The organism is Agrococcus sp. ProA11, from assembly GCF_039880525.1.
GTDB classification, from domain to species: Bacteria; Actinomycetota; Actinomycetes; order Actinomycetales; family Microbacteriaceae; genus Agrococcus; species Agrococcus chionoecetis.
Window position 1 is genome coordinate 217326 of record NZ_CP156989.1, and the last position, 18618, is coordinate 235943.

Here is an 18618-nt window from a genome sequence, read left to right on the forward strand (position 1 = left end):
GAAGAGCGGTCAACCCTTCAGTGCGTCCTTCCACTTCACCATCGCGCCGGTCTTCAGCAGCGACCGCTCGTAGATCCTGGCGGCGAAGCCGATCACCAGCACCGTGAAGGCGATGAGGATCGCGAGCGACAGGTACGGCTCCCACCACTCCATCGTGCCCAGGTAGACCCGCATCGGCACCGCCACGGGGGCCGAGAAGGGCACGTACGACATGGCCTGCAGCGCCACCGGGTTGTTGTTGAAGATGATCACGAGGAAGTACGGGATCATCACGAACAGCAGCAGCGGGCTCGTGGCGGTCGCGATGTCCTCCGAGCGCGAGACGAGCGCGGCCGCTGCCGAGTAGAGCGCGGCGAGCATCACGAAGCCCACGGTGAACAGCACCACGAACCACACGATCGGCATGCCGAGCCCGTCGAGCAGCAGCTGCGACCCCGTGACCGCGCCGCCCAGCAGCACGAAGGCCGCGATCAGCACGATCTGCGCGAACGCGAGCACCGAGTTGCCGAGCACTTTGCCGGCCAGGATCGCCCGCGCCGAGACGGTCGCGAGCATGATCTCGACGATGCGCGACTGCTTCTCCTCGACCACCGACTGCGCGATGGTCTGGCCGTAGGTCGTCGCCGACATCAGGAACACGATGCCGAACGCCAGTCCGATGAGGTACGTGAGCATCGGGTCGGGCGCGTTCGGGTCGAGCAGCTCGAGATCCGGCGCGACGCTGAGCATCTGCAGCAGCGACGAGGGCGCCTCGCGGTCGCCGATGACGAGCAGGCCGGAGGGGCCATCGCCCGCCACGACCCCGGCCTCTGCGGTGCCGTCGAGCACCGCCTGCCGCACCGCATCCGCATCGTCGAGCGTCTCGACGGCGACGCCGTCGATCGACTGCAGCGTCGGCGAGAGCTCCGAGGTCGTCGCGACGCTGGTGTCCTCGTCGAAGAGTTCGGGGCCGACGGAGGAGAGGATGACGGCGGCGAACACGAGCGCGAGCAGGATCGCGGTCGAGATGATGTAGCTCTTCGAGCGCACCTTCGTCAGGATCTCGCGCTGGGCGACGATGCCCGTCGCCTGCCAGAAGCCCGTGCGTCCACGCTGGTCGGCGCCGCGGTTCGGGGCGGATGCGGTGGTGGTGCTCATCGGACGACCTCCTGGAAGATCTCGGTCAGCGGGCGGACGGTGGGGGAGAAGCTGCGCACGGATCCGCGCTCGATCGCCTCGCGCAGCACGCGGTCGGCGTCGGCCTCGGTGGGCGCGGCGAAGCGCACGTGGCCGCCGTCGTACTCGATCACCTCGATGCCGGGGATGCCGCGCACGAAGCCGGCGTCGTCGGTCTCGAGGATCCACTCGGGGCGGGCGTGGGCGGCGCGGATCTCCTCGCGCGTGCCAGCGGCGCGCACCTCGCCGTGGGCGAGGATGACGAGCGAGTCGCAGAGGCGCTCGACGAGGTCGAGCTGGTGGCTCGAGAAGAGCACGGGCGCGCCGGAGCGGGCGACCTCGCGGAGCACGCCGAGCGTCGTCTCGACGGCCATCGGGTCGAGGCCGGAGAACGGCTCGTCGAGCACGAGCGCGGTGGGCTCGTGCACCAGCGCCGCGGCGATCTGCGCGCGCTGCTGGTTGCCGAGACTGAGCGACTCGAGGGCGTCGTGCTGGCGCTCGCCGAGGCCCAGCTGCTCGAGCAGCGTCGCGGCGCGGGCGGCCGCATGCTTCGCCGACATGCCGTGCAGGCGCCCGAGGTAGACGAGCTGCTCGTGCACCTTCATCTTCGGGTACAGGCCCCGCTCCTCCGGCATGTAGCCGAACTGGGCGCGGTCATCGGCGGTGACCGGCCGGCCATCCACCTGCACCGAGCCGGAGTCGGGGTCGAGCACGCCGAGGATGATGCGCATGGCCGTGGTCTTGCCGGCACCGTTCGCGCCGACGAAGCCGGTCATGAGGCCGTCGCGCACGTCGAAGCTGACGTCCTTGAGTGCTTGGTGCCCGCTGAACGAGCGGGAGATGGATCGGATGGAGAGCATGCGTCAAACCTACGATCGCGCCCGCGGGCGGGCCTCCCCCTGACGGCTGGAGTTCCGGCTCCGCCGAGCGGGGGAGCGAGCCGTCAAGGCTCCGCCGAGCCGCCGAGCCGCCGAGCCGCGCCCCTTCGACGAGCATGAAGATCGCCGCGGCCGCCGCGACCACCAGCACCCGGTCGGTGGGCGTCAGCCCTGCGGCGCGACCACGCCGTGCTCGTAGGCCCAGATGACCGCGTGGATGCGGTCGCGGATGCCGAGCTTCAGCAGCACGTTCGACACGTGGGTCTTCACGGTCGCCTCGCCGACGAAGAGCTCGCGTGCGATCTCGGCGTTCGAGCGGCCGCGGGCGAGCAGCAGCAGCGTCTCGCGCTCGCGGTCCGTGAGCTGCTCGAGCTCGGGGGCGGTGGCGGATGCGTCGGGCTCGGCGCCGCCGGCCGCCGGCGCCGACGGGGGCGTCGCCGCGAAGCGCTCGATCACCCGCCGCGTCACGGCCGGAGAGAGCAGCGCGTCGCCGCGGGCGAGGGCATGCACGGCATCGATCAGATGCTCGGGCTCGGCGGTCTTCAGCAGGAATCCGCTCGCGCCGGCCGCGAGCGCGTCGAACAGGAAGTCCTCGCGGTCGAAGGTCGTGAGCATGAGCACGGCCGGGTGCGCCGAGCCCTGGGTGATCTGCAGCGTGGCCTCCAGCCCGTCCATGACCGGCATCTGCACGTCCATGCAGATCACGTCCGGCGTGAGCGCCGCTGCCAGCCGCACGCCCTCCGCGCCATCCTTCGCCTGCCCCACGACATCGAAGCCGGGCTCGCTGGTCAGGATCGTCTCGAATCCGGCGCGCACGAGCGCCTGATCGTCCACCAGCAGAATCCGCGTCACGCTTCCACGCTAGCGGCCGCCAGACTCGAGAGATTCTTCTGTGCGTTGCGGCAATCCTGACGCTAACCTGAGCACAACCTTTGCCCAACCCGAATGGTTGCAGGATGCGCTCACGCCCTCGTCTGATCGTTGCCGCCGTCGTCACCGCGCTGCTGGGCGCTCTGCTGACCGTCGTCCCCACCGCTGGCCCCGACGGTGAGGCGGTCGCGGCGTCCGCCGCCGACTTCGACCCCGGCTTCCTGGTCTCCGACCAGCAGTTCTACGACGGCAGCGTGATGACCGCCAGCCAGGTGCAGGCATTCATTGACTCGGTGCACCCCGGCTGCTCCGCGGGCTACACCTGCCTCGACACCTACGCGCAGGCGACACCGTCGATTGCCGCGGACGCCTACTGCGACGCCTTCACCGGCAGGTCGAACGAGTCGGCGGCGAGCATCATCGCGCGCGTGGGAGCGGCCTGCGACATCTCGCAGCGCGCGCTGCTGGTGATCCTGCAGAAGGAGCAGGGGCTCGTCACGAGCCGAGCTCCCAGTGCTCGGGCCTACACGGCAGCGACCGGATTCGGCTGCCCCGACACCGCGCCCTGCGACTCGAGCGTCGCCGGCTTCTTCTACCAGATCTACTACGGGGCCAGGCAGTTCCAGCGGTACGCGGCGCATCCCGAGCGCTGGGCGCACCGGGCGGGCGTGCAGAACTGGGTCTGGTGGCATCCGAACACGGCCTGCGGCCGCAGTTCCATCTTCATCCGCAATGCCGCCACCGCGGGCCTCTACAACTACACGCCGTACCGTCCGAACGCGGCGGCGCTCGCGAACCTCTACGGCACCGGTGACGCCTGCTCCGCCTACGGCAACCGCAACTTCTGGCGCATGTGGACCGACTGGTTCGGTGACCCGACCGTGACGCTGCCCAGCGCCAAGCGCCTGGCTGGAGCCAATCGCTACGAGACGGCCGCGGCGGTCTCCCGCAGTGCCTTCGCGCCCGGGGTGCCGGTGGTCTACCTCGCGAGCGGCGAGAAGTTCCCCGACGGGCTCTCGGCCAGCGCCGCCGCCGCGCACCAGGGCGGCCCGGTGCTGCTGACATCGCGCGACTCGCTGCCGCAGAGCGTGCGCGATGAGATCGTGCGGCTGCGACCGCGCCAGGTGGTCATCGTCGGCGATACGCAGTCGATCTCGGTGAGTGTTGAGGCCGCGGTCCGAGCGCTCGTCCCGGGCTCCGGCACTCGCGCGGCGGTGACGGAGCAGGAGGCGCTACCGAGTTCGTCGACGCCCACGCCCGAACCGACCGCCACACCGTCGCCCGAGCCGACAGCGTCGCCGTCGCCGGAGCCGACAGTGACACCATCGCCGGAGCCGACCGATGCGGCACTCGAGCCGACGCCGGCGCCTACCGACGAGCCGCTCGAGCCGACGCCCGAGCCTACCGACGAAGCGCTCGAGCCCGCGCCTGCTTCCACCGATGCTGCGCTCGAGCCGTCCCCGACGTCGACGCCGACGCCCTCGCTCACCGAGCGAGCGCCGGAGGACGCCCAAGTCGCATCCGCAGCGCAGCCGGATGCCTCCACCTCCGGCGTGCTGCGGCTCGGCGGCGCGAACCGCTACGCGACCAGCCGGCTGATCGCCGAGCATGCCTTCGATGGGGCCGCCTCGGCGTTCGTCGCCACGGGGCTGCGCTTCCCGGATGCGCTCTCCGCCGGCCCCGCGGCAGCCCGCCGCGATGGTCCGGTGCTGCTCGTCGACGGCAGGCAGCAGTCGCTGGATGCGGCAACCCGTGCCACGTTGCAGCGCCTGGGCGTGCGCTGGGTCGGGGTCGTCGGCGACACGGCCTCGGTGCAGGCGGGGATGGCCACAGGCATCGGTGCCACCGGCGCCCAGGTCGTCCGCTACGCCGGCAGCAACCGGTTCGAGACGGCCGTGGCGCTCGCCGCGGACTTCGGCGATGTCGACACCGCCTACCTCGCGAGCGGCCAGGGCTTCGCAGACGCGCTGGCCGGGGCGGCCGCTGCCGGGGTGCGAGGCGCACCGCTGCTGCTGACGAGCAAGTGGTGCATGCCTGCGGAGACGCGCACCGCGCTCATCCGATCCATGCCCGACGAGGTGGTCGTGCTCGGCGGCCCACCGACGATCAGCACGGCGAGCGCCCAGTACGTCAGCTGCCGCTGAGGTCGGGGGCAGGCATCCTCGCCCGCACGAGCCAGCCCCCGCGGGAGCGCGGACCGGCCTCGAGCGAGCCGCCCATCGCGCCGACGCGCTCGCGCATGCCCACCAGGCCGGCGCCTGCCCCGTGCGGGCCGGAGCCCGCGCCGTGGCCGTTGTCGGCGATCTCCACCTCGAGCTCGTCGGCGAGGTAGCGCACGCGCACGTCGACCTGCGCCACGGGGCCGGCGTGCTTGCGCGCGTTGGTGAGCGCCTCCTGCACGGTGCGAAAGGCCGTCAGGCCGGCCATCGGCGAGACCGCCCGGGGCGTGCCGATCTCGGTGAGCGTCACGTGCTGGCCGCTCGTCTTCGCGGCTTCGACGAGCGAGGCCAGGGCGTCGAGTCCCGGCGCCGACGAGGCGTCGTCGTCCTCGGAGCGCAGCGTCACGACGAGCGACCGCAATTCACCGATCGCGTCGCGGGCCGACTGCTCGACGTGCCGCAGCGCATCCGCCGTCTTGTCCGCGTCGACCGTGAGCATCCGGCGCGCGGCACCGGCCTGCACGCCCATCGCCGAGACGTGGTGCGCGACGACGTCATGCAGCTCACGCGCGATGCGCAGCCGCTCGAGCGAGACCGCCTGCTCTGCGAGCTGCGCCTGCTGCGCCTGGATCTCGGCATGCGCGGCCGCGAGGCGCTCCTGCTCGAGCGCGCTCGCCCAGGCGCGGTTGCCGAAGAGCCACGCGCCGCCGAAGTAGGCGACATTGATGACGACCTGGATCATCAGCAGCGCGAAGAACGCGGAGACGCCGCGCTCGCCGGTCTCCGGGTCGAAGAAGCCGCGCACGGCCGACGACGCGAGCCACGCGGCCATCGCGATCACGATCACCAGGCGCACCCAGTGGGCCCGCTTGCGGTTCGGGTCCCACGCGCCGATCGAGTAGAAGCCCATGAAGAGCGCGACCTGCGAGGCATAGAGCTCGACGACCCCAAGCTCGCCCGCGGTGATGTAGACGACGGCCTGCGAGATCGACACGGCCACCGGATGCCGCCGGCGCAGCACCAGCGGTGCCGCGAGTAGCGCGGCGGCGAGCAACGGTTGCCAGATCGGCACGTCGACGAACTGCAGCCCGGTCATGGCGCTGAGCGCGACCATGACGCAGCCGACGAGCGCGAGCGCGCCGGCGAGCACCACATCGCTCCGCAGCGAGCGAGCGTCGGGGGCGGGGCGCACGGGCATGCGTTCGAGCCTAGGCGTGGGGCAGGCGGCGTGCCTCCCTCCACTGGCGGGCGGACGCGGCGGGTCGGCTCCGTCGCGCGGGGGAGGGCGGCGCAGCCGCTCCGGCTCAGCCCTCCAGGATCGACCGCAGCCGCTGCAGGTCCTGCTGGTTCGCCCGCCGCATCGCCCCAGCGAGCAGTGGTGCCGCCAGCCGCGAGAAGCCTGCCGGCTCGCCGCTGTTGCGCAGCATCATCTGCGTGCCGCCCGGGGCATCGGACCACTCGTAGATCGTCGTCATCGGGAACGGCCCCTGCGCGGTGCTCATCACGAGGCGCTCATCGGGCACGTGCTCCCGCACCTCATACGTGTAGGCGAGGCGTCGACCGAGGAAGCGCGCAACGAACGCGACGCGGCTGCCGACGCCCAGGGGCGGCTCCGTCTCCCATTCGACCGAGCGGATGTTCTCGTACCACTCGGTCGCGTTGTCCGGGTCGGCGACGTACGCGGCGACAACGGAACGCGGCCGGGCGATCTCGACCGACGTGCGGACATCCACAGGCATGCCGGAACCGTAGCGCGCATTGCGCCATTTCCGCCCCCGCCTGATGCGGAGCGGCGGCGGCGTAGACTGGAGCCGATGGGAACCTGGCAGCCGGAGCGGGCCCGCGTCGTCTCACGCGGCCTGCCGTTGCGCGCGCTGCTGCTGATGGGCACGACCGTCGTGCTCCTCATCGTGGGACTGCTGGGGATGCACGCGCTGGCCGGCTCGACGGGCGGGCACACCGGAGCCGGTGCCGTGCAGAGTGGTGCCGCTCATGCCGACACCTCGGTCGCGGCGACCGGTGCGCACCATGTCGAGGCCGGCTCGCCGCCCGCGGTCGCGCTGCAGCATGCCCACACCTCCGCTCATGCGGATGCGGCTGTTGGCGCCGCCTCGCACAAGGATCTGCAGTGTGCAGAGACCTGCGCCGGCACCCCGCTCGGCCACGAGCACATCGCCGTCGCCTGCGTGCTCGCGCTGCTCGCGGGACTCCTCCTGCTGACGCCGCCGCGTGTGCTCGCCCGCGGCTGGATGCCGGCGATGCCGGCGCTCGGCGCGCTCAGCGTCGGCTCGACGCAGATCGGGCCGCCGCCTCCCTCGCTCATCCAGCTCTCGATCAGTCGGACCTGATCGGTCTGCCTGGCCCCCGGCCAGGCCGCGCGGCCACCGCATTCGCGGAGGCCGCCAGACCGACACATCCGATCGAGAACAGGACCACCACCATGAAGCAGTACCGCCGCGCGCTGGCAGCCAGCGCCCTCACCCTCGCGCTCGTCCTCACCGGCTGCAGCGCTACCACCCAGGCGCCCGCCGAGACGAGCGCCCCCGCAGCGACGGCATCGTCGTCGGCCAATCAGGTCGACGAGATGTTCGTCACGATGATGATCCCCCACCACCAGCAGGCCGTTGAGATGGCCGATCTCATGCTCACGAAGACGGATGCCGATGCTGACGTGCTCGCGCTCGCCGAGCAGATCCGTGCCGCACAGGCCCCCGAGATCGAGCTGATGCTCGGCTGGCTGGAGGAGTGGGGCGTGCCCTACTCGCCCGACGACGATCACGGCATGGGCGACGGAGCCGGCGAGGGCATGATGTCGGAAGCGGACATGACCGAGCTGGAGGAGGCGACCGGCGATGAGGCGAGCCGGCTCTTCCTCGAGCAGATGATCGTGCACCATGAGGGCGCCGTGCTGATGACCGACATGCAGCTCGAGAACGGGCAGGACCCGGATGTGCTCGAACTCGCACAGCAGATGAACGACGACCAGTCGGCCGAGATCCTGACGATGCGGCAACTGCTCACCGAGATCTGACGGATGCATCAGGTTGCGCCCGAGCCGAGACGCGCTCGGGCGCAACCCCATCCGCGTGCGGCTGGTGGCCATCGCTGCCGCCGCTCCATCGATCGCACCCTCGCCGGAAGGCCCACTATGAGACTCACCCCATCCATCACCGTCGCCGCGGCGGCCCTCGTCATCGGGCTCGCCGGCTGCAGCGCTGGCAACCCGCCCGCGACCCCCGCCCCGGCATCTGACGCCGCGCCGCCCAGCAACACGGCCCAGTCCGACGCTCCGGCGCAGTCCAGCGCGGGCGAGGCCAGCCTGGAGCAGCTCGGCCACATCCATGCCATCGACAGCACAGCTGACGGCGAGATCCTGCTCGCCAGCCACAGCGGCCTCTACCGGCTCGACGACGCCGGCACGCTCGCCGGGCCGATCGGCGGCGACGACTTCGACGGCATGGGCTTCACCGTGGTCGGCAGCACGCTGTTCGCGTCCGGTCACCCCGGTTCGCAGACGCCGGCTGAGCTCGGCAGCCCCAGCCTCGGCATCATCCGCAGCGACGACGGCGGCCAGTCGTGGTCGCCGGTCGCGCTCTCCTCTGAGGCCGACTTCCACGTGCTGACGGCCAGCCCCGACGGCAGGCTCCACGGCATCGCGACGCGAGCGCCGGAGCTGCTCTCGAGCGCCGACGAGGGCGCCAGGTGGGTGGCAGGCACGGAGCTCGCGGCGGTCGACCTGGCCGCCACCGATGACCGCCTGTTTGCCGCCACCGAGCAGGGCGTGCAGAGCAGCGACGACGGGGGCGCGAGCTTCACGCTGCTCGACGGTGCACCGCTGCTGTACACGATCGAGGTGCTCGGCGACGGCTCACTCGTTGGCGTCGACACCAGTGGTGTCGTGCAGCTGCAGACGGCCGAGGGCTGGGAGCGGCTCGGCTCGGTGGACGGCGCGGGTGCGTTCGGAGTCGTCGGCGACGACCGCATCCTGGCCGTCGACGATCGCGGCGTCGTCGAGATCACGGGCGGCGACGCGGTGGTGCTGGTGCCGATCGGCTGATCGGTGCCCGGTGTGGGACCCAGGAGCGGCGCCGGACATCGGACCGAAGTGGCACATCGGCCACACCATCCTCGAGCAGCAGCGCGTCGCTGGCTGCGGAGGGAAGGTCGTGCAGCAGCTTGCCCAGGAGCTGCGGAGTGAGTTCCGGGCGATGGCCGGTCTGTCGCGCTCGAAATTGCTGTACATGCGCAGTTTCGCAGAAGCGCGGCCCTACGGATTCTCAATCGTCCCGCAGCATGTGGGACATTTGCCCTGAGGCCACTTCGGCCTGCTGATCGACAAGCTCGACGCGCGTCAGGACCGCGACTGGTGCGCGGAGTGCGCCGTCGATGAGGGCTGGTCCCGCGCGGCGCTCGGAGCAGCTTGAACGGGCGTTCGGTCGCCGCGTCTACGCGGGCTGGCCTGGCAGCTTGAGTGAGCCCGTTGCCGCGCGACCCGGGAAGGCGAGCATGACGGCGGCGCTGACCAGCCAGACGCCGCCCGACCCGGCGAGCAGCAGCAGCGGCTCGACCCCTGCGAGCGCCCCGGCGATCGCGGTGCCCGCCGCGGCCGCGGCCGTGCGCAGCGCCGATCCGACCGTGAACACCTGCGCGACCACGTCATCCGGGCTCTCCGTGCGGCGCAGCAGGAGCATCGCGGCGGTAGGCGCCGCCGTGCAGAGGCCCGAGAGGCCGACGAGCGCGATGGTCCAGCCGAGGCCGATGTCGAGCGCGGCAGCGAGGGTCGCGAGGCCGGTCAGGCCGTAGCCGATCGCCATCGTCAATTGCGGGGAGATGCGCTGGCGGCGCAACGGCTCGATCACCGCGCCGACGAGCGCCCCGACCGCGAATGCGGCGACGATGAGCGCGCTCATCGCGGCGTCACCGGCGGCGACCACGGCGATGCCGATCGCGGCGATCGGCATGATGCCGCGGCCGAGCTCGGCGAGCGTGCCGGAGGTGGTGACGACGGCGAGCGGCCGATGCGTGGTGAGCGTGACGATGCCCGCGCTCATCGAGCGCAGCAGTCCCTTGCGCTCCGTCTCGCGCGGCTGCACGCGCAGCAGCGCGTAGGCGGCGACAGCTGCCAGCGCCACGGCCGCCATCAGCAGCAGCGCCGCCCGTGCCCCGAGCGTCGGGGCGAGCACGGCAACGGCCGCGGGGCCGGCGACGCCGCTGACGTTGTAGCTGAGCGAGTCGAGCGCATACGCCTGCCGGGCGTTGGAGCCTGGCGGGGCGATGAAGCTCGACAGGCCGCCGAAGCCGAAGGGCGTCAGCAGCCCGCTGATCACGAGCGCGATCGCGACCGCCCACACCGGCACCGGCCCGATCGAGGCGGCGATGGCGTAGGCGGCGGCGGTGCCGGCCGCGGCCGTCATCATCATCGCGCGAGGCCGGTGGGCGCCATCCAGCAGCGCTCCCACGAGCGGTGCCGCGACGATGCCGGGAACGAGCGCGAGGGCGACGAGCATCGCGCCGAGCCCGACGTCGCCGAACTCCTGCACCGCCAGGATCGGGATGGCGATCTGCGCGCCGGAGGCCGCCGTGCGGATCGGCACGGAGGCGGCGAGCTGCCGGGGCCCGCCGACGGACCCCGCCGAGCGCTGCGCGCTGGGCGGGCTCGTCGACTGGCCGGTGCGGGTCACTCGGCGATGGGGACGATCAGGCCGCCCCACGTCTCCAGGATGTACGCCTTCGTCTCGTCGCTCGTGAGCAGGTCATACAGCGCGGTCACGCGCGGGTCGTCCTGCAGCTCGGGCGTGGTGACGAGCGAGTTGAAGTAGTTGGAGTCGGTGCCTTCGGTGAGGATCGCCTGCTCCTGCGTGAGCCCGGCCGGCAGCGCGAAGGAGGCGGTGACGAAGACGGCGTCGTTGTCGGGGATCGCCAGCGGCAGCGTGGCGTTCTCGACCTCGGTGAACTGGAAGTCCTTCGGGTTGGCGGTGACGCCGTCGAGGTTGGTGGTGCCCTCGGCGATCTCGATCAGCCCCTCGGCCGCGAGGATCTCCAGCGCGCGCGCTTCGTTGGTCGGGTCGTTCGGGATGGCGATGGTGGCGCCGTCCTCGAGCTCGTCGAGCGACGAGAGCGACTCCGAGTAGAAGGCGGCAGCCGGCAGGTAGACCTCGCCGACCGCGACCAGCTCGCCGCCCGCCTGCGAGTTGTAGGTCTCCATGAAGGTGGAGTTCTGGAACAGGTTGGCCTCGGTGGAGCCATCCGTCAGGGCCGGGTTGGGGGTGTTGTAGTCGGTGAACTCGACCCACTCGATGTCGAGACCGGCTTCTGCTGCGAGGTTCTCGTCGACCCAGGTGAGCATGTCGCCGGCCGGCACCGGCAGGGCGCCGACGCGGATGGTGCCGAGCGAGCCGTCCTCGGGGGCCTCGGCGGGGGCGCTCGCCGAGCAGGCGGCGAGGGTCGCGACCGTGAGGCCGGCGGCGATGGTCGTCGCGATGCGACGCTTGAGGGTGAACTGCATGGGGCTTCCTTAGAAGTCGGAGCCAGACGGGCGCGTCTGGGCTCGGGTGGTGGGGACTGCGACGTCGGCATCCAGGTGCGCCTGCGCATCCGTCGTCGCGTCCTTCTTGGGGCCGCGGCGATTGGGGACGGCGCCGAGGCGCTTGGCGAGCACGGTCAGCGCCCACTGGATGGCCTGCACGAGCACGAACAGGATGATGACGACGCCGACGATGTGGAGCACGCTGTAGCGCTGCATGCCGTAGGTGAGGGCGACGTTGCCGAGGCCGCCGCCGCCGACCACGCCGACCATCGCCGAGAAGTTGATGATCGAGGTGATGGTGGTGGCGGTGCCGAGCAGGATCGCCGGCCATGCCTGCGGCAGCAGCACGCGCTTGACGAGCAGCCAGCGCGAGGCGCCGAGCGACTCGGCCGCCTCGAACAGGCCAGGGTCGACTTCGCGCACGGCGATCTCGACCACGCGCACGAAGAAGGGGATGGCGACGAGCGTGAGCGGCACGATCGCGGGCCCGGTGCCGATGAACGAGCCGAGCAGCCAGCGGGTGAGCGGGATGAGCGCGATCATCAGCACGATGAACGGCACCGAGCGGCCGAGGTTCACGATGAAGCCGAGCAGCCGGTTGATGGTGGTGCCGAGCCAGCGCTGGCCGAGCGGCGCCTCCAGGAAGCGCCCGCGCTCGGTGCCGACCAGGATGATGCCGAGCGGCAGGCCCACGGCGAAGGTGATCGCCATGGCGATGCCCGTCATGTAGACGGTCTCCCAAGTGCCCTCGAGCAGCACCTCGATGAGCTTCTGCCAGAAGTCGGGCGCGTTGACGTCGATCACGGGTGCACCTCCCAGGCGGTGACGCCCTGCGCGGTGAGCGAGTCGATCACCTTGAGGGCGACGGATGCGTCACCGGGCACGGCGAGGCGAGTGCGGCCGGCCTGCTGGCCGCCGATGGTCTCGAGGGCGGCGCCGAGGATCGAGACGTCGAGACCGAAGTCGCGGCTCAGCTGCGCAATGACCGGCCGGTCGGCGCTGAGGCCCGTGTAGGTGACGTCGATGACGCGGTGGCCGGGCATGTAGTGCGCCTCGCCGACGGGGAAGAGCTCGGCGGCGATGCGGGAGCCGGGCGTGCGAATTAGGTCATCGAGCTGCCCCTGCTCGATGACGCGGCCGGTCTCCATGAGTGCGGCGGCGTCGCAGATGCGCTTGACGACTTCCATCTCGTGCGTGATGAGCAGCACGGTGAGGCCGAGCTCGCGGCTGAGGCGACGGATGAGCTCGAGGATCGAGCGGGTGGTCTCGGGGTCGAGGGCGCTGGTGGCCTCGTCGCTGAGCAGCACGTCGGGGCCGGAGGCGAGGGCACGGGCGATGCCGACGCGCTGCCGCTGACCGCCGGAGAGCTGGCCGGGGCGGTCGTCGGCGCGGTGGGCGAGGCCGACGAGGTCGAGCATCTCGAGCGCCTTCGGGCGGCGATCCTTGCCCGGCGTGCCGACCGCTTCGAGCGCGAACTCGACGTTCTGCGCCACGGTGCGGTTGCCGACCAGATTGAAGTGCTGGAAGACCATGCCGATCTGGTGGCGCTCCTTGAGCAGCGCCTTGCCGCTCAGCGCGGTGACGTCGACGCCGCCGACGACGACGCGGCCGCTGTCGGGCCGCTCGAGCGCATTGACGGTGCGCAGCAGAGTCGACTTGCCGGCGCCCGACTGCCCGACGACCCCGAAGATCTGCCCCTTCGCCACCTCGATGGAGACGTCGTCGAGCGCGACGACGGCGTCGGGGCCGTCGCCGAAGCGGCGGCTGACGTGCTCGATCGAGATCATGGAACTCCAAGCGGGGGCGCGGTCAGCGCCCTGAGAAAGTGGTGGGTGAGCTCATCGTCGACGGCGAGCTATCAGACATTGTCTCGCGGATGCGGTGACGGCGCGAGCATGTGACGTTGCGTGACGCCCGTGGTGCAGCGACCTAACTCTCAGCGCCCCGATCGAAGAAGTGGCCACGGAAGCCGGCCAGCTCTAGTCGAGGCCTACGGCTTCTCCCCCAGAACGTAGGGGCGTCGAACGCAGCAGCAGCTGAGACTCAATGGCTGATTGCGCTGCAGACCGATGCCATTCGACCCACGGGGCACTTGCGGCAATGGCAGAGGCGGGAAGCAAGACGTGTGAGCTCACGTGCGAGAAAGCCGCCTGCCAAGAGGCGTCACGAGATATGGCCCGCTCGAGAGGTCGAGACACTTCAATTCTGCCGTCTGATTGCACCGTCAAGAGATGAGCCTCGAACGCGGCATCGTGCGTGGGGCAAGCGGCGAAGCCGTTGCTCGAAGAGTTTCGCTCTGTCCTGGAGGAATGTCGCCAAGGCTTAATGTGGCCAGCAACCAGCATTCGCGCAGACGGCAGTCCAACTCGGCGCGTGCTCAGTCCGCAGAACACGCAGCAGAAGTTGGACCGTTCCAGAACAGCCCTTGCGAAACGCTGTTGAGACAATCGAACGGATACGACGCGCTGCACTGTTGTAAGGGCGCCATCGCCCGATGTCGAGCTCGCTTCGATTGATTCCCACAGCTGGTCGTCGCTGATTCGGCTGGCGTCGATGACCGCACGCAATTGGCCGGAGCCGTTCCCGAGAAAATCACTGAGGCGGTCATCGCTGATCCCTTCTGCGCGAGCAGCGTCAATCGCGCGCGCGTAGTAGGAGGCGAAACGATCGAGGTCTGAGGCGAAGAACTGGCCGACTGCTGGGTCGGAGAAGCGGCCGCCATCACGACCAGGTCGCGCTTCGAGGTTAGAATGCTTGCTTTGCAGGCTCCCGGGCGGCCGGCCGAGCAGAACAGCTATCTGCTTCGTCACGGGCGACGCCTTCTTCACGTTCACGAAACCACTGGGAGAAGGGTCCGTTGCGAGTCCGAGGGCGAAGCAGAGCATCGTCTCGACCGGGAGGAAGTCCGCCCGCGCAGCACGGCCCTCGCGGGCGAGCACTTGCCGCCACATTTTCGCAAGCTCCTCGTCTGAGGGGTCGACGAAACGTCGGAGATCGTCGTTCGTAACAGCGGAGAAGGCCGCCGTTGCTGATGTGAGTTCTCTCTCTAGTGACATGGTGAACGAATCTTGGCACGAGACGTCTGTGACGCACGACTGCCGGATCTGCGCCGCTGCACTAGATAGGAATGGTCATCCGGGGTTGGCAACCGACTCCAGGGGTCAGCTCGGTTCGCGATCGGCCGCGTGACGAAAGCGCTGGAGAGGACCCGGCGTCGCTTTGCAGCGTACTACGCCCGCCGAGGAGTGGCGCGCGGGGCCGTCCACGACCAACTACTCTGGCGTGCAGCGCAACCATTGGAGCCTCGTGCGAACCATTCCTGATGTCGCTCTGTCCGACCTCTTACTCGACTCAGACAATCCTCGACTGCCGCGTGGACTCGATGATCGCTCTCAACAGGCGATGCTAGTCCACCTCTATCGCCGCGCGGCTCTGCAAGAGCTTGCAGAATCTATCTACTCGAACGGCTACTTCTCGAGTGAGCCGTTGATCGTTTCGGGAGCCGACGCATCTGGCAAACGAACGGTCCTGGAAGGCAACCGGAGACTTGCGACGTTGCTCATCCTTGCTCAGGACCCGCGCGCGACAGCCGGCGATCTTGTCTTCAGAGTAGACGGGCAAGCAGTTACCCACGACGCAACTGCGGTCCCGGCAGTCGAGGTAGACGACCCGGACGAGTTTGAGGCGTATCTCGGCTTCCGCCACATCAGTGGACTACGCATGTGGGGGGCGGGTGAAAAGGCGGCGTACTTGTGGTCCCGCGTGACCGAATCTGCTCAGCCTGAGGAGGCCTTCTACCTTGTAGGCCGCCAGGTCGGGAGCAACGCCCGGGGAGTGCGAAGCGCGTACATTGCGTATGAGCTACTCGAGTTCGGCCGAGGTGCGGGGATCGCGGATAGTCTCATTGACTTCGTCCTCTCAGAGCGATTCGGAGTGTGGACGCGTCTCTTGGGCACCCGGAACATCGCGAGTTTCATCGAGCTGGACACATCGGCCACGACACGGACAGAGGTGGATGCAGCGATCTCTCGAGTCTCAAAGCGCCGCCTTGAGTCAGTGCTTAGCGACTTGCACCCGCGGCCAGGGAGATCGGAGGCCGTGCTCCGAGACAGCCGACAAGTCACGGACTACTCGGATGCGATCGGCGACGAAGCGGCACTGGCGGTGCTTCGCGCGAGCGGCAATCTTGATCTGGCAGCCGCGGTAGCCAACCGACCAGAAGTCGACGCTCAAATACAAGAGATGGTCGACCGGGTGGACATTCTTGTTCAGTCGGTTTCGGACGGCGCAGCGATGACGGGGCAATCCCAATCATTGGCCGATCGCCTGCTCGCGAGCGTTCGCCTGTTGAAGGCGGCGGTGGCGGCGTTCGCGGACGCGGACGCTGACGCATGAGCGGGAGCGCTGCGGCGATCTCCATCTCCGTCGACGGCTACGGAAAATATGCGCGCGCGAGCTTGCTCGCTGACTTTCTGGAGTTGATCGCTCTCCGCAGGGGCTCCGCGCTACAGACTGACCTTCAGCTAAGCCTCGAGCGGGACAACTGGCATCGCGTCAGACGCGGCCTGTTCACAGTGGATCCGGACTTCGAGCTCGACCAGGTCGAAGAACTCGAAGGCGAAGACGGGACCGAGGATCCGGGGGATGCGGATTGGCCGCAATGGGCAATGGCGTTGATTCGGCAGCGGCTGGACGTGCTCGGAACCTCGTACCCTTTCCGGGTCCTGAGTGACGGAATCGAAGCGCGATCAGATTCTGCAAGCTCAGAATATTCGCGGCTCTTGGCGTTGACCCTCGCGCACGTGCACTCTGCGCCGCTCGAGAATGATCCACGCGAGACCTTCGAGCTTGTTGTCGTCGCCTCCCTCGGCTCAGCGGGGCTTCGCTCTGTCGGGATGGGGACCGCCACCTCTAAGGGCAAGGCTTTTCCGCTTCAACTTCAGGAGTCGGCCGCGGCAGTCGGCCTATTCTCTGCGCCGGTGCCGAAGCCAGCGAAGGTTTTCGCGAAGGATGCCGGCGTGGATGCGATTGCCGTTTTACACTGGGGAGATCGGCGGCCCGGGCAGCTGATTCTGATTGCTCAGGCGACAATGACTGAGAGTGCACAGTGGGAAAGAAAAATCGCTGAGCCGAAGGCGCATCACTGGGCAAACTATCTACTAGAGGCAGTGAACCCGATCTCTATGCTCGCCGTTCCATACCACGTGGAGGACGATCACTTCCGTTATCTTCTCGCGCCCGGGGCGACTATCGTCGATCGACTGCGCCTAGTAGGAAAGCTCGGGCCGGTGTCGGTAGGAGAAGTTGAAGCATTGACCTGGTTGCGCTCGGCACAGCTGGAATACTAGGCAGCGAGAGTGCGGTCTTGACGCTCGGTGGTTCCACCGGCTAGCGCAGTCCTGAGCGTATCTGCGACCGCCTGGGCCAGCAGGGGCGGGACGGCGTTGCCGATATTGCGCAAGGTTGCCGAGACTGTTCTGTGCCAGGAGACAGCAGCCGGGAACGTTTGCAGCACAGCCGCCTCTGTCACCGACAGTCGGCGCCACGCTTCGGGAACAGCGGGGTGTCCGCCGTCGAGCACCGAACGGTGGTACTCAATAATCGATGTACCGGCTTCACTGGGGTCGTCAAGCCATGCCTGGTCAATGATGGGCGTGTGATTCCCGCCTAGAGATGCGCTAAGTGTTGGGGCGACAGACTCCAGGTTGAGTGGGCGTCCTTGACCATTGAAGAGCATTCCAGCGAACGGCGAAGCGCGAGTGACCGGATTGCTTGCCGGAACAATACGCGCCCGACAGTGTTGCCAGACCTCCTGCTCTTCAAAATGCGAAATTGAGGACAGCGCTGATCGTATTGTCCTGGGCGTGATTAGCGGAGCGTCATCCAATGCTTGCATTGTACCCTCGGACGCTTCGTTCGCCGTGATCCCGACCAGAAACATGCGGTGACGAGTCTGTGGCACCCCGTGGTCCGCAGCATTCATGACAAGGATCTTCGACGCGTAACCGAGGTTATCCGCGCGACGCAGTATATCGTCGCGGACGAGTCGCCACTTGGCATCTAGTGCCAGAGATCGCACGTTCTCCATCACAAATGCTCGCGGCCTAACGGCGGCGACGGCGTCGAGGAAGCGTCTGACGTGTTGCGATCTCGGGTCCTCGGGGTCCATGCGGCCGGCTCGCGAGAAACCCTGACACGGTGGGCCGCCGACAAGAACAGCATCCTCATGGCGACCGATCACTGAGTAGTCATCGCTTATGTCACCTAAGCGGAAATGGCGAGAGGGCAGAACTATCCCCGCACTGGCCATCAACGCAGAGTAGTTGAAGGCTGCGAACCGATCGACATCATTTGCAAAAATGGGGGAAAATCCCGCGCGCACGAATCCAAGATCTAGTCCGCCGGTCCCGGAGTAAAGCGAGATCAGAGGAGTTGACACCTTGTTTGCCCTCCCGCGAAGCTGGATCAACGCGCGTCGACCTCCACGACGCAGCATGAGCCTCGATGGCTCAGTTGGTGGCAGGTTTTCACGGCTAGCGCTTATCGCTCACAAGCGCTCGCGCCAGTCTACCTCTGTCGCGAGGGGACAACGCCGCGACGTGACGGGGCTGTGGACTGGCTGGCCAGGGTGTGAGCCGCGGGGCCGCTAGCTTTCTGCCCCGCGCGTCCCCACGAGAACAATTGCCGCTCGGTCGCCTGGTGCAGGTCGCGCGCGGGCTGCCCGGCTCTCGGTGGTCTCGCGCTCCCACCGCACGGTCGGCATCAGCGTGTCCCTGGCTTCCTCGATGTCCTCTCGTCAGGCCGGTACGCGGCATATGGCGGCACGCGGCGCTCGAGTTCGTGGGCGCCGTGCCGCAGGATCGCCGCGACTCTCGTCACCAGTCGGCTCGGATCGAGATTGGCACGGGTGAGCGTGGCGCTCTGCGGCACGATGGTGCGGTGCTCAAGCCGCCTCGTCAGCTTGCCCCCGATGTTCGCGAATCAGACCGCCTGTCAGATCGGGTACCCCGGGACGCGCCCCTTTCGCTTG

The 18618-nt window shown here is 68.8% G+C and carries 17 protein-coding genes; 6 read left to right on the forward strand and 11 right to left on the reverse strand.

Annotated features, from left to right (window positions below; all coding sequences use genetic code 11):
• Nucleotides 1-9: 9 nt before the first annotated feature.
• From ABG090_RS01060 to ABG090_RS01070, 3 genes are all read right to left on the reverse strand, one after another.
• Nucleotides 10-1137, reverse strand: a complete 1128-nt coding sequence (locus ABG090_RS01060; RefSeq protein WP_347755614.1) for an ABC transporter permease — start codon at nucleotides 1135-1137, stop codon at nucleotides 10-12.
• Entirely contained in the window at nucleotides 1134-2015 is an 882-nt protein-coding gene (locus ABG090_RS01065; RefSeq protein ID WP_347755616.1) for an ATP-binding cassette domain-containing protein, read from the reverse strand. Before ABG090_RS01065 ends, ABG090_RS01060 begins: the two co-directional genes overlap by 4 nt.
• Nucleotides 2016-2198: 183 nt before the next feature.
• Nucleotides 2199-2885 (reverse strand): response regulator transcription factor, encoded by a 687-nt coding sequence (locus ABG090_RS01070; RefSeq protein WP_347755618.1) that lies wholly within the window; start codon nucleotides 2883-2885, stop codon nucleotides 2199-2201.
• A 104-nt stretch (nucleotides 2886-2989) separates the two neighbouring features.
• Here ABG090_RS01070 and ABG090_RS01075 point away from each other — a divergent pair, with 104 nt between their 5' ends.
• A complete protein-coding gene (locus ABG090_RS01075) occupies nucleotides 2990-5047 on the forward strand; it encodes a cell wall-binding repeat-containing protein (RefSeq protein ID WP_347755619.1) in 2058 nt (685 codons plus the stop codon).
• On the opposite strand, the gene ABG090_RS01080 is transcribed toward ABG090_RS01075, so the two are convergent.
• Nucleotides 5034-6260 (reverse strand): sensor histidine kinase, encoded by a 1227-nt coding sequence (locus ABG090_RS01080; RefSeq protein ID WP_347755621.1) that lies wholly within the window; start codon nucleotides 6258-6260, stop codon nucleotides 5034-5036. The genes ABG090_RS01075 and ABG090_RS01080 overlap by 14 nt on opposite strands.
• Before the next feature lie 106 nt (nucleotides 6261-6366).
• On the reverse strand, nucleotides 6367-6801 hold the full coding sequence (locus ABG090_RS01085; RefSeq protein WP_347755622.1) for an SRPBCC family protein: 435 nt from the start codon (nucleotides 6799-6801) through the stop codon (nucleotides 6367-6369).
• A gap of 75 nt (nucleotides 6802-6876) precedes the next feature.
• Here ABG090_RS01085 and ABG090_RS01090 point away from each other — a divergent pair, with 75 nt between their 5' ends.
• The 3 genes from ABG090_RS01090 to ABG090_RS01100 all read left to right on the forward strand — a co-directional run bounded on the left by ABG090_RS01090 (nucleotide 6877) and on the right by ABG090_RS01100 (nucleotide 9119).
• Nucleotides 6877-7410, forward strand: coding sequence for a hypothetical protein (locus ABG090_RS01090; RefSeq protein ID WP_347755624.1), 534 nt, complete (start codon nucleotides 6877-6879; stop codon nucleotides 7408-7410).
• A 92-nt stretch (nucleotides 7411-7502) separates the two neighbouring features.
• Nucleotides 7503-8093, forward strand: a complete 591-nt coding sequence (locus ABG090_RS01095; protein WP_347755625.1) for a DUF305 domain-containing protein — start codon at nucleotides 7503-7505, stop codon at nucleotides 8091-8093.
• A 117-nt stretch (nucleotides 8094-8210) separates the two neighbouring features.
• Nucleotides 8211-9119 carry a hypothetical protein gene (locus tag ABG090_RS01100; protein ID WP_347755627.1) on the forward strand — a complete coding sequence of 303 codons (909 nt, stop codon included), beginning with the start codon at nucleotides 8211-8213 and terminating at the stop codon, nucleotides 9117-9119.
• Nucleotides 9120-9507: 388 nt separating this feature from the next.
• Here the strand turns inward: ABG090_RS01100 and ABG090_RS01105 are convergent, their stop codons facing one another.
• The 5 genes from ABG090_RS01105 to ABG090_RS01125 all read right to left on the reverse strand — a co-directional run bounded on the left by ABG090_RS01105 (nucleotide 9508) and on the right by ABG090_RS01125 (nucleotide 14644).
• A complete protein-coding gene (locus ABG090_RS01105; RefSeq protein WP_347755629.1) occupies nucleotides 9508-10743 on the reverse strand; it encodes an MFS transporter in 1236 nt (411 codons plus the stop codon).
• Complete coding sequence (locus ABG090_RS01110; RefSeq protein WP_347755631.1) at nucleotides 10740-11567, reverse strand: MetQ/NlpA family ABC transporter substrate-binding protein; 828 nt, start codon at nucleotides 11565-11567, stop codon at nucleotides 10740-10742. Before ABG090_RS01110 ends, ABG090_RS01105 begins: the two co-directional genes overlap by 4 nt.
• 9 nt (nucleotides 11568-11576) lie before the next feature.
• Nucleotides 11577-12392, reverse strand: a complete 816-nt coding sequence (locus tag ABG090_RS01115; protein WP_347755633.1) for a methionine ABC transporter permease — start codon at nucleotides 12390-12392, stop codon at nucleotides 11577-11579.
• Entirely contained in the window at nucleotides 12389-13375 is a 987-nt protein-coding gene (locus tag ABG090_RS01120) for an ATP-binding cassette domain-containing protein (RefSeq protein ID WP_347755635.1), read from the reverse strand. The genes ABG090_RS01115 and ABG090_RS01120 overlap by 4 nt, the downstream gene beginning before the upstream one ends.
• A 192-nt stretch (nucleotides 13376-13567) precedes the next feature.
• On the reverse strand, nucleotides 13568-14644 hold the full coding sequence (locus ABG090_RS01125) for an HNH endonuclease (RefSeq protein WP_347755637.1): 1077 nt from the start codon (nucleotides 14642-14644) through the stop codon (nucleotides 13568-13570).
• A 346-nt stretch (nucleotides 14645-14990) separates the two neighbouring features.
• Here ABG090_RS01125 and ABG090_RS01130 point away from each other — a divergent pair, with 346 nt between their 5' ends.
• The gene (locus ABG090_RS01130; RefSeq protein ID WP_347755639.1) at nucleotides 14991-15983 is read left to right on the forward strand and encodes a hypothetical protein; all 993 of its coding nucleotides are present in this window, start codon (nucleotides 14991-14993) and stop codon (nucleotides 15981-15983) included.
• Nucleotides 15980-16936 (forward strand): hypothetical protein, encoded by a 957-nt coding sequence (locus ABG090_RS01135; protein ID WP_347755641.1) that lies wholly within the window; start codon nucleotides 15980-15982, stop codon nucleotides 16934-16936. Before ABG090_RS01130 ends, ABG090_RS01135 begins: the two co-directional genes overlap by 4 nt.
• Here the strand turns inward: ABG090_RS01135 and ABG090_RS01140 are convergent.
• Complete coding sequence (locus tag ABG090_RS01140) at nucleotides 16933-18084, reverse strand: DNA cytosine methyltransferase (protein WP_347755643.1); 1152 nt, start codon at nucleotides 18082-18084, stop codon at nucleotides 16933-16935. The two genes, ABG090_RS01135 and ABG090_RS01140, sit on opposite strands and share 4 nt — an antisense overlap.
• Nucleotides 18085-18618: the final 534 nt, after the last annotated feature.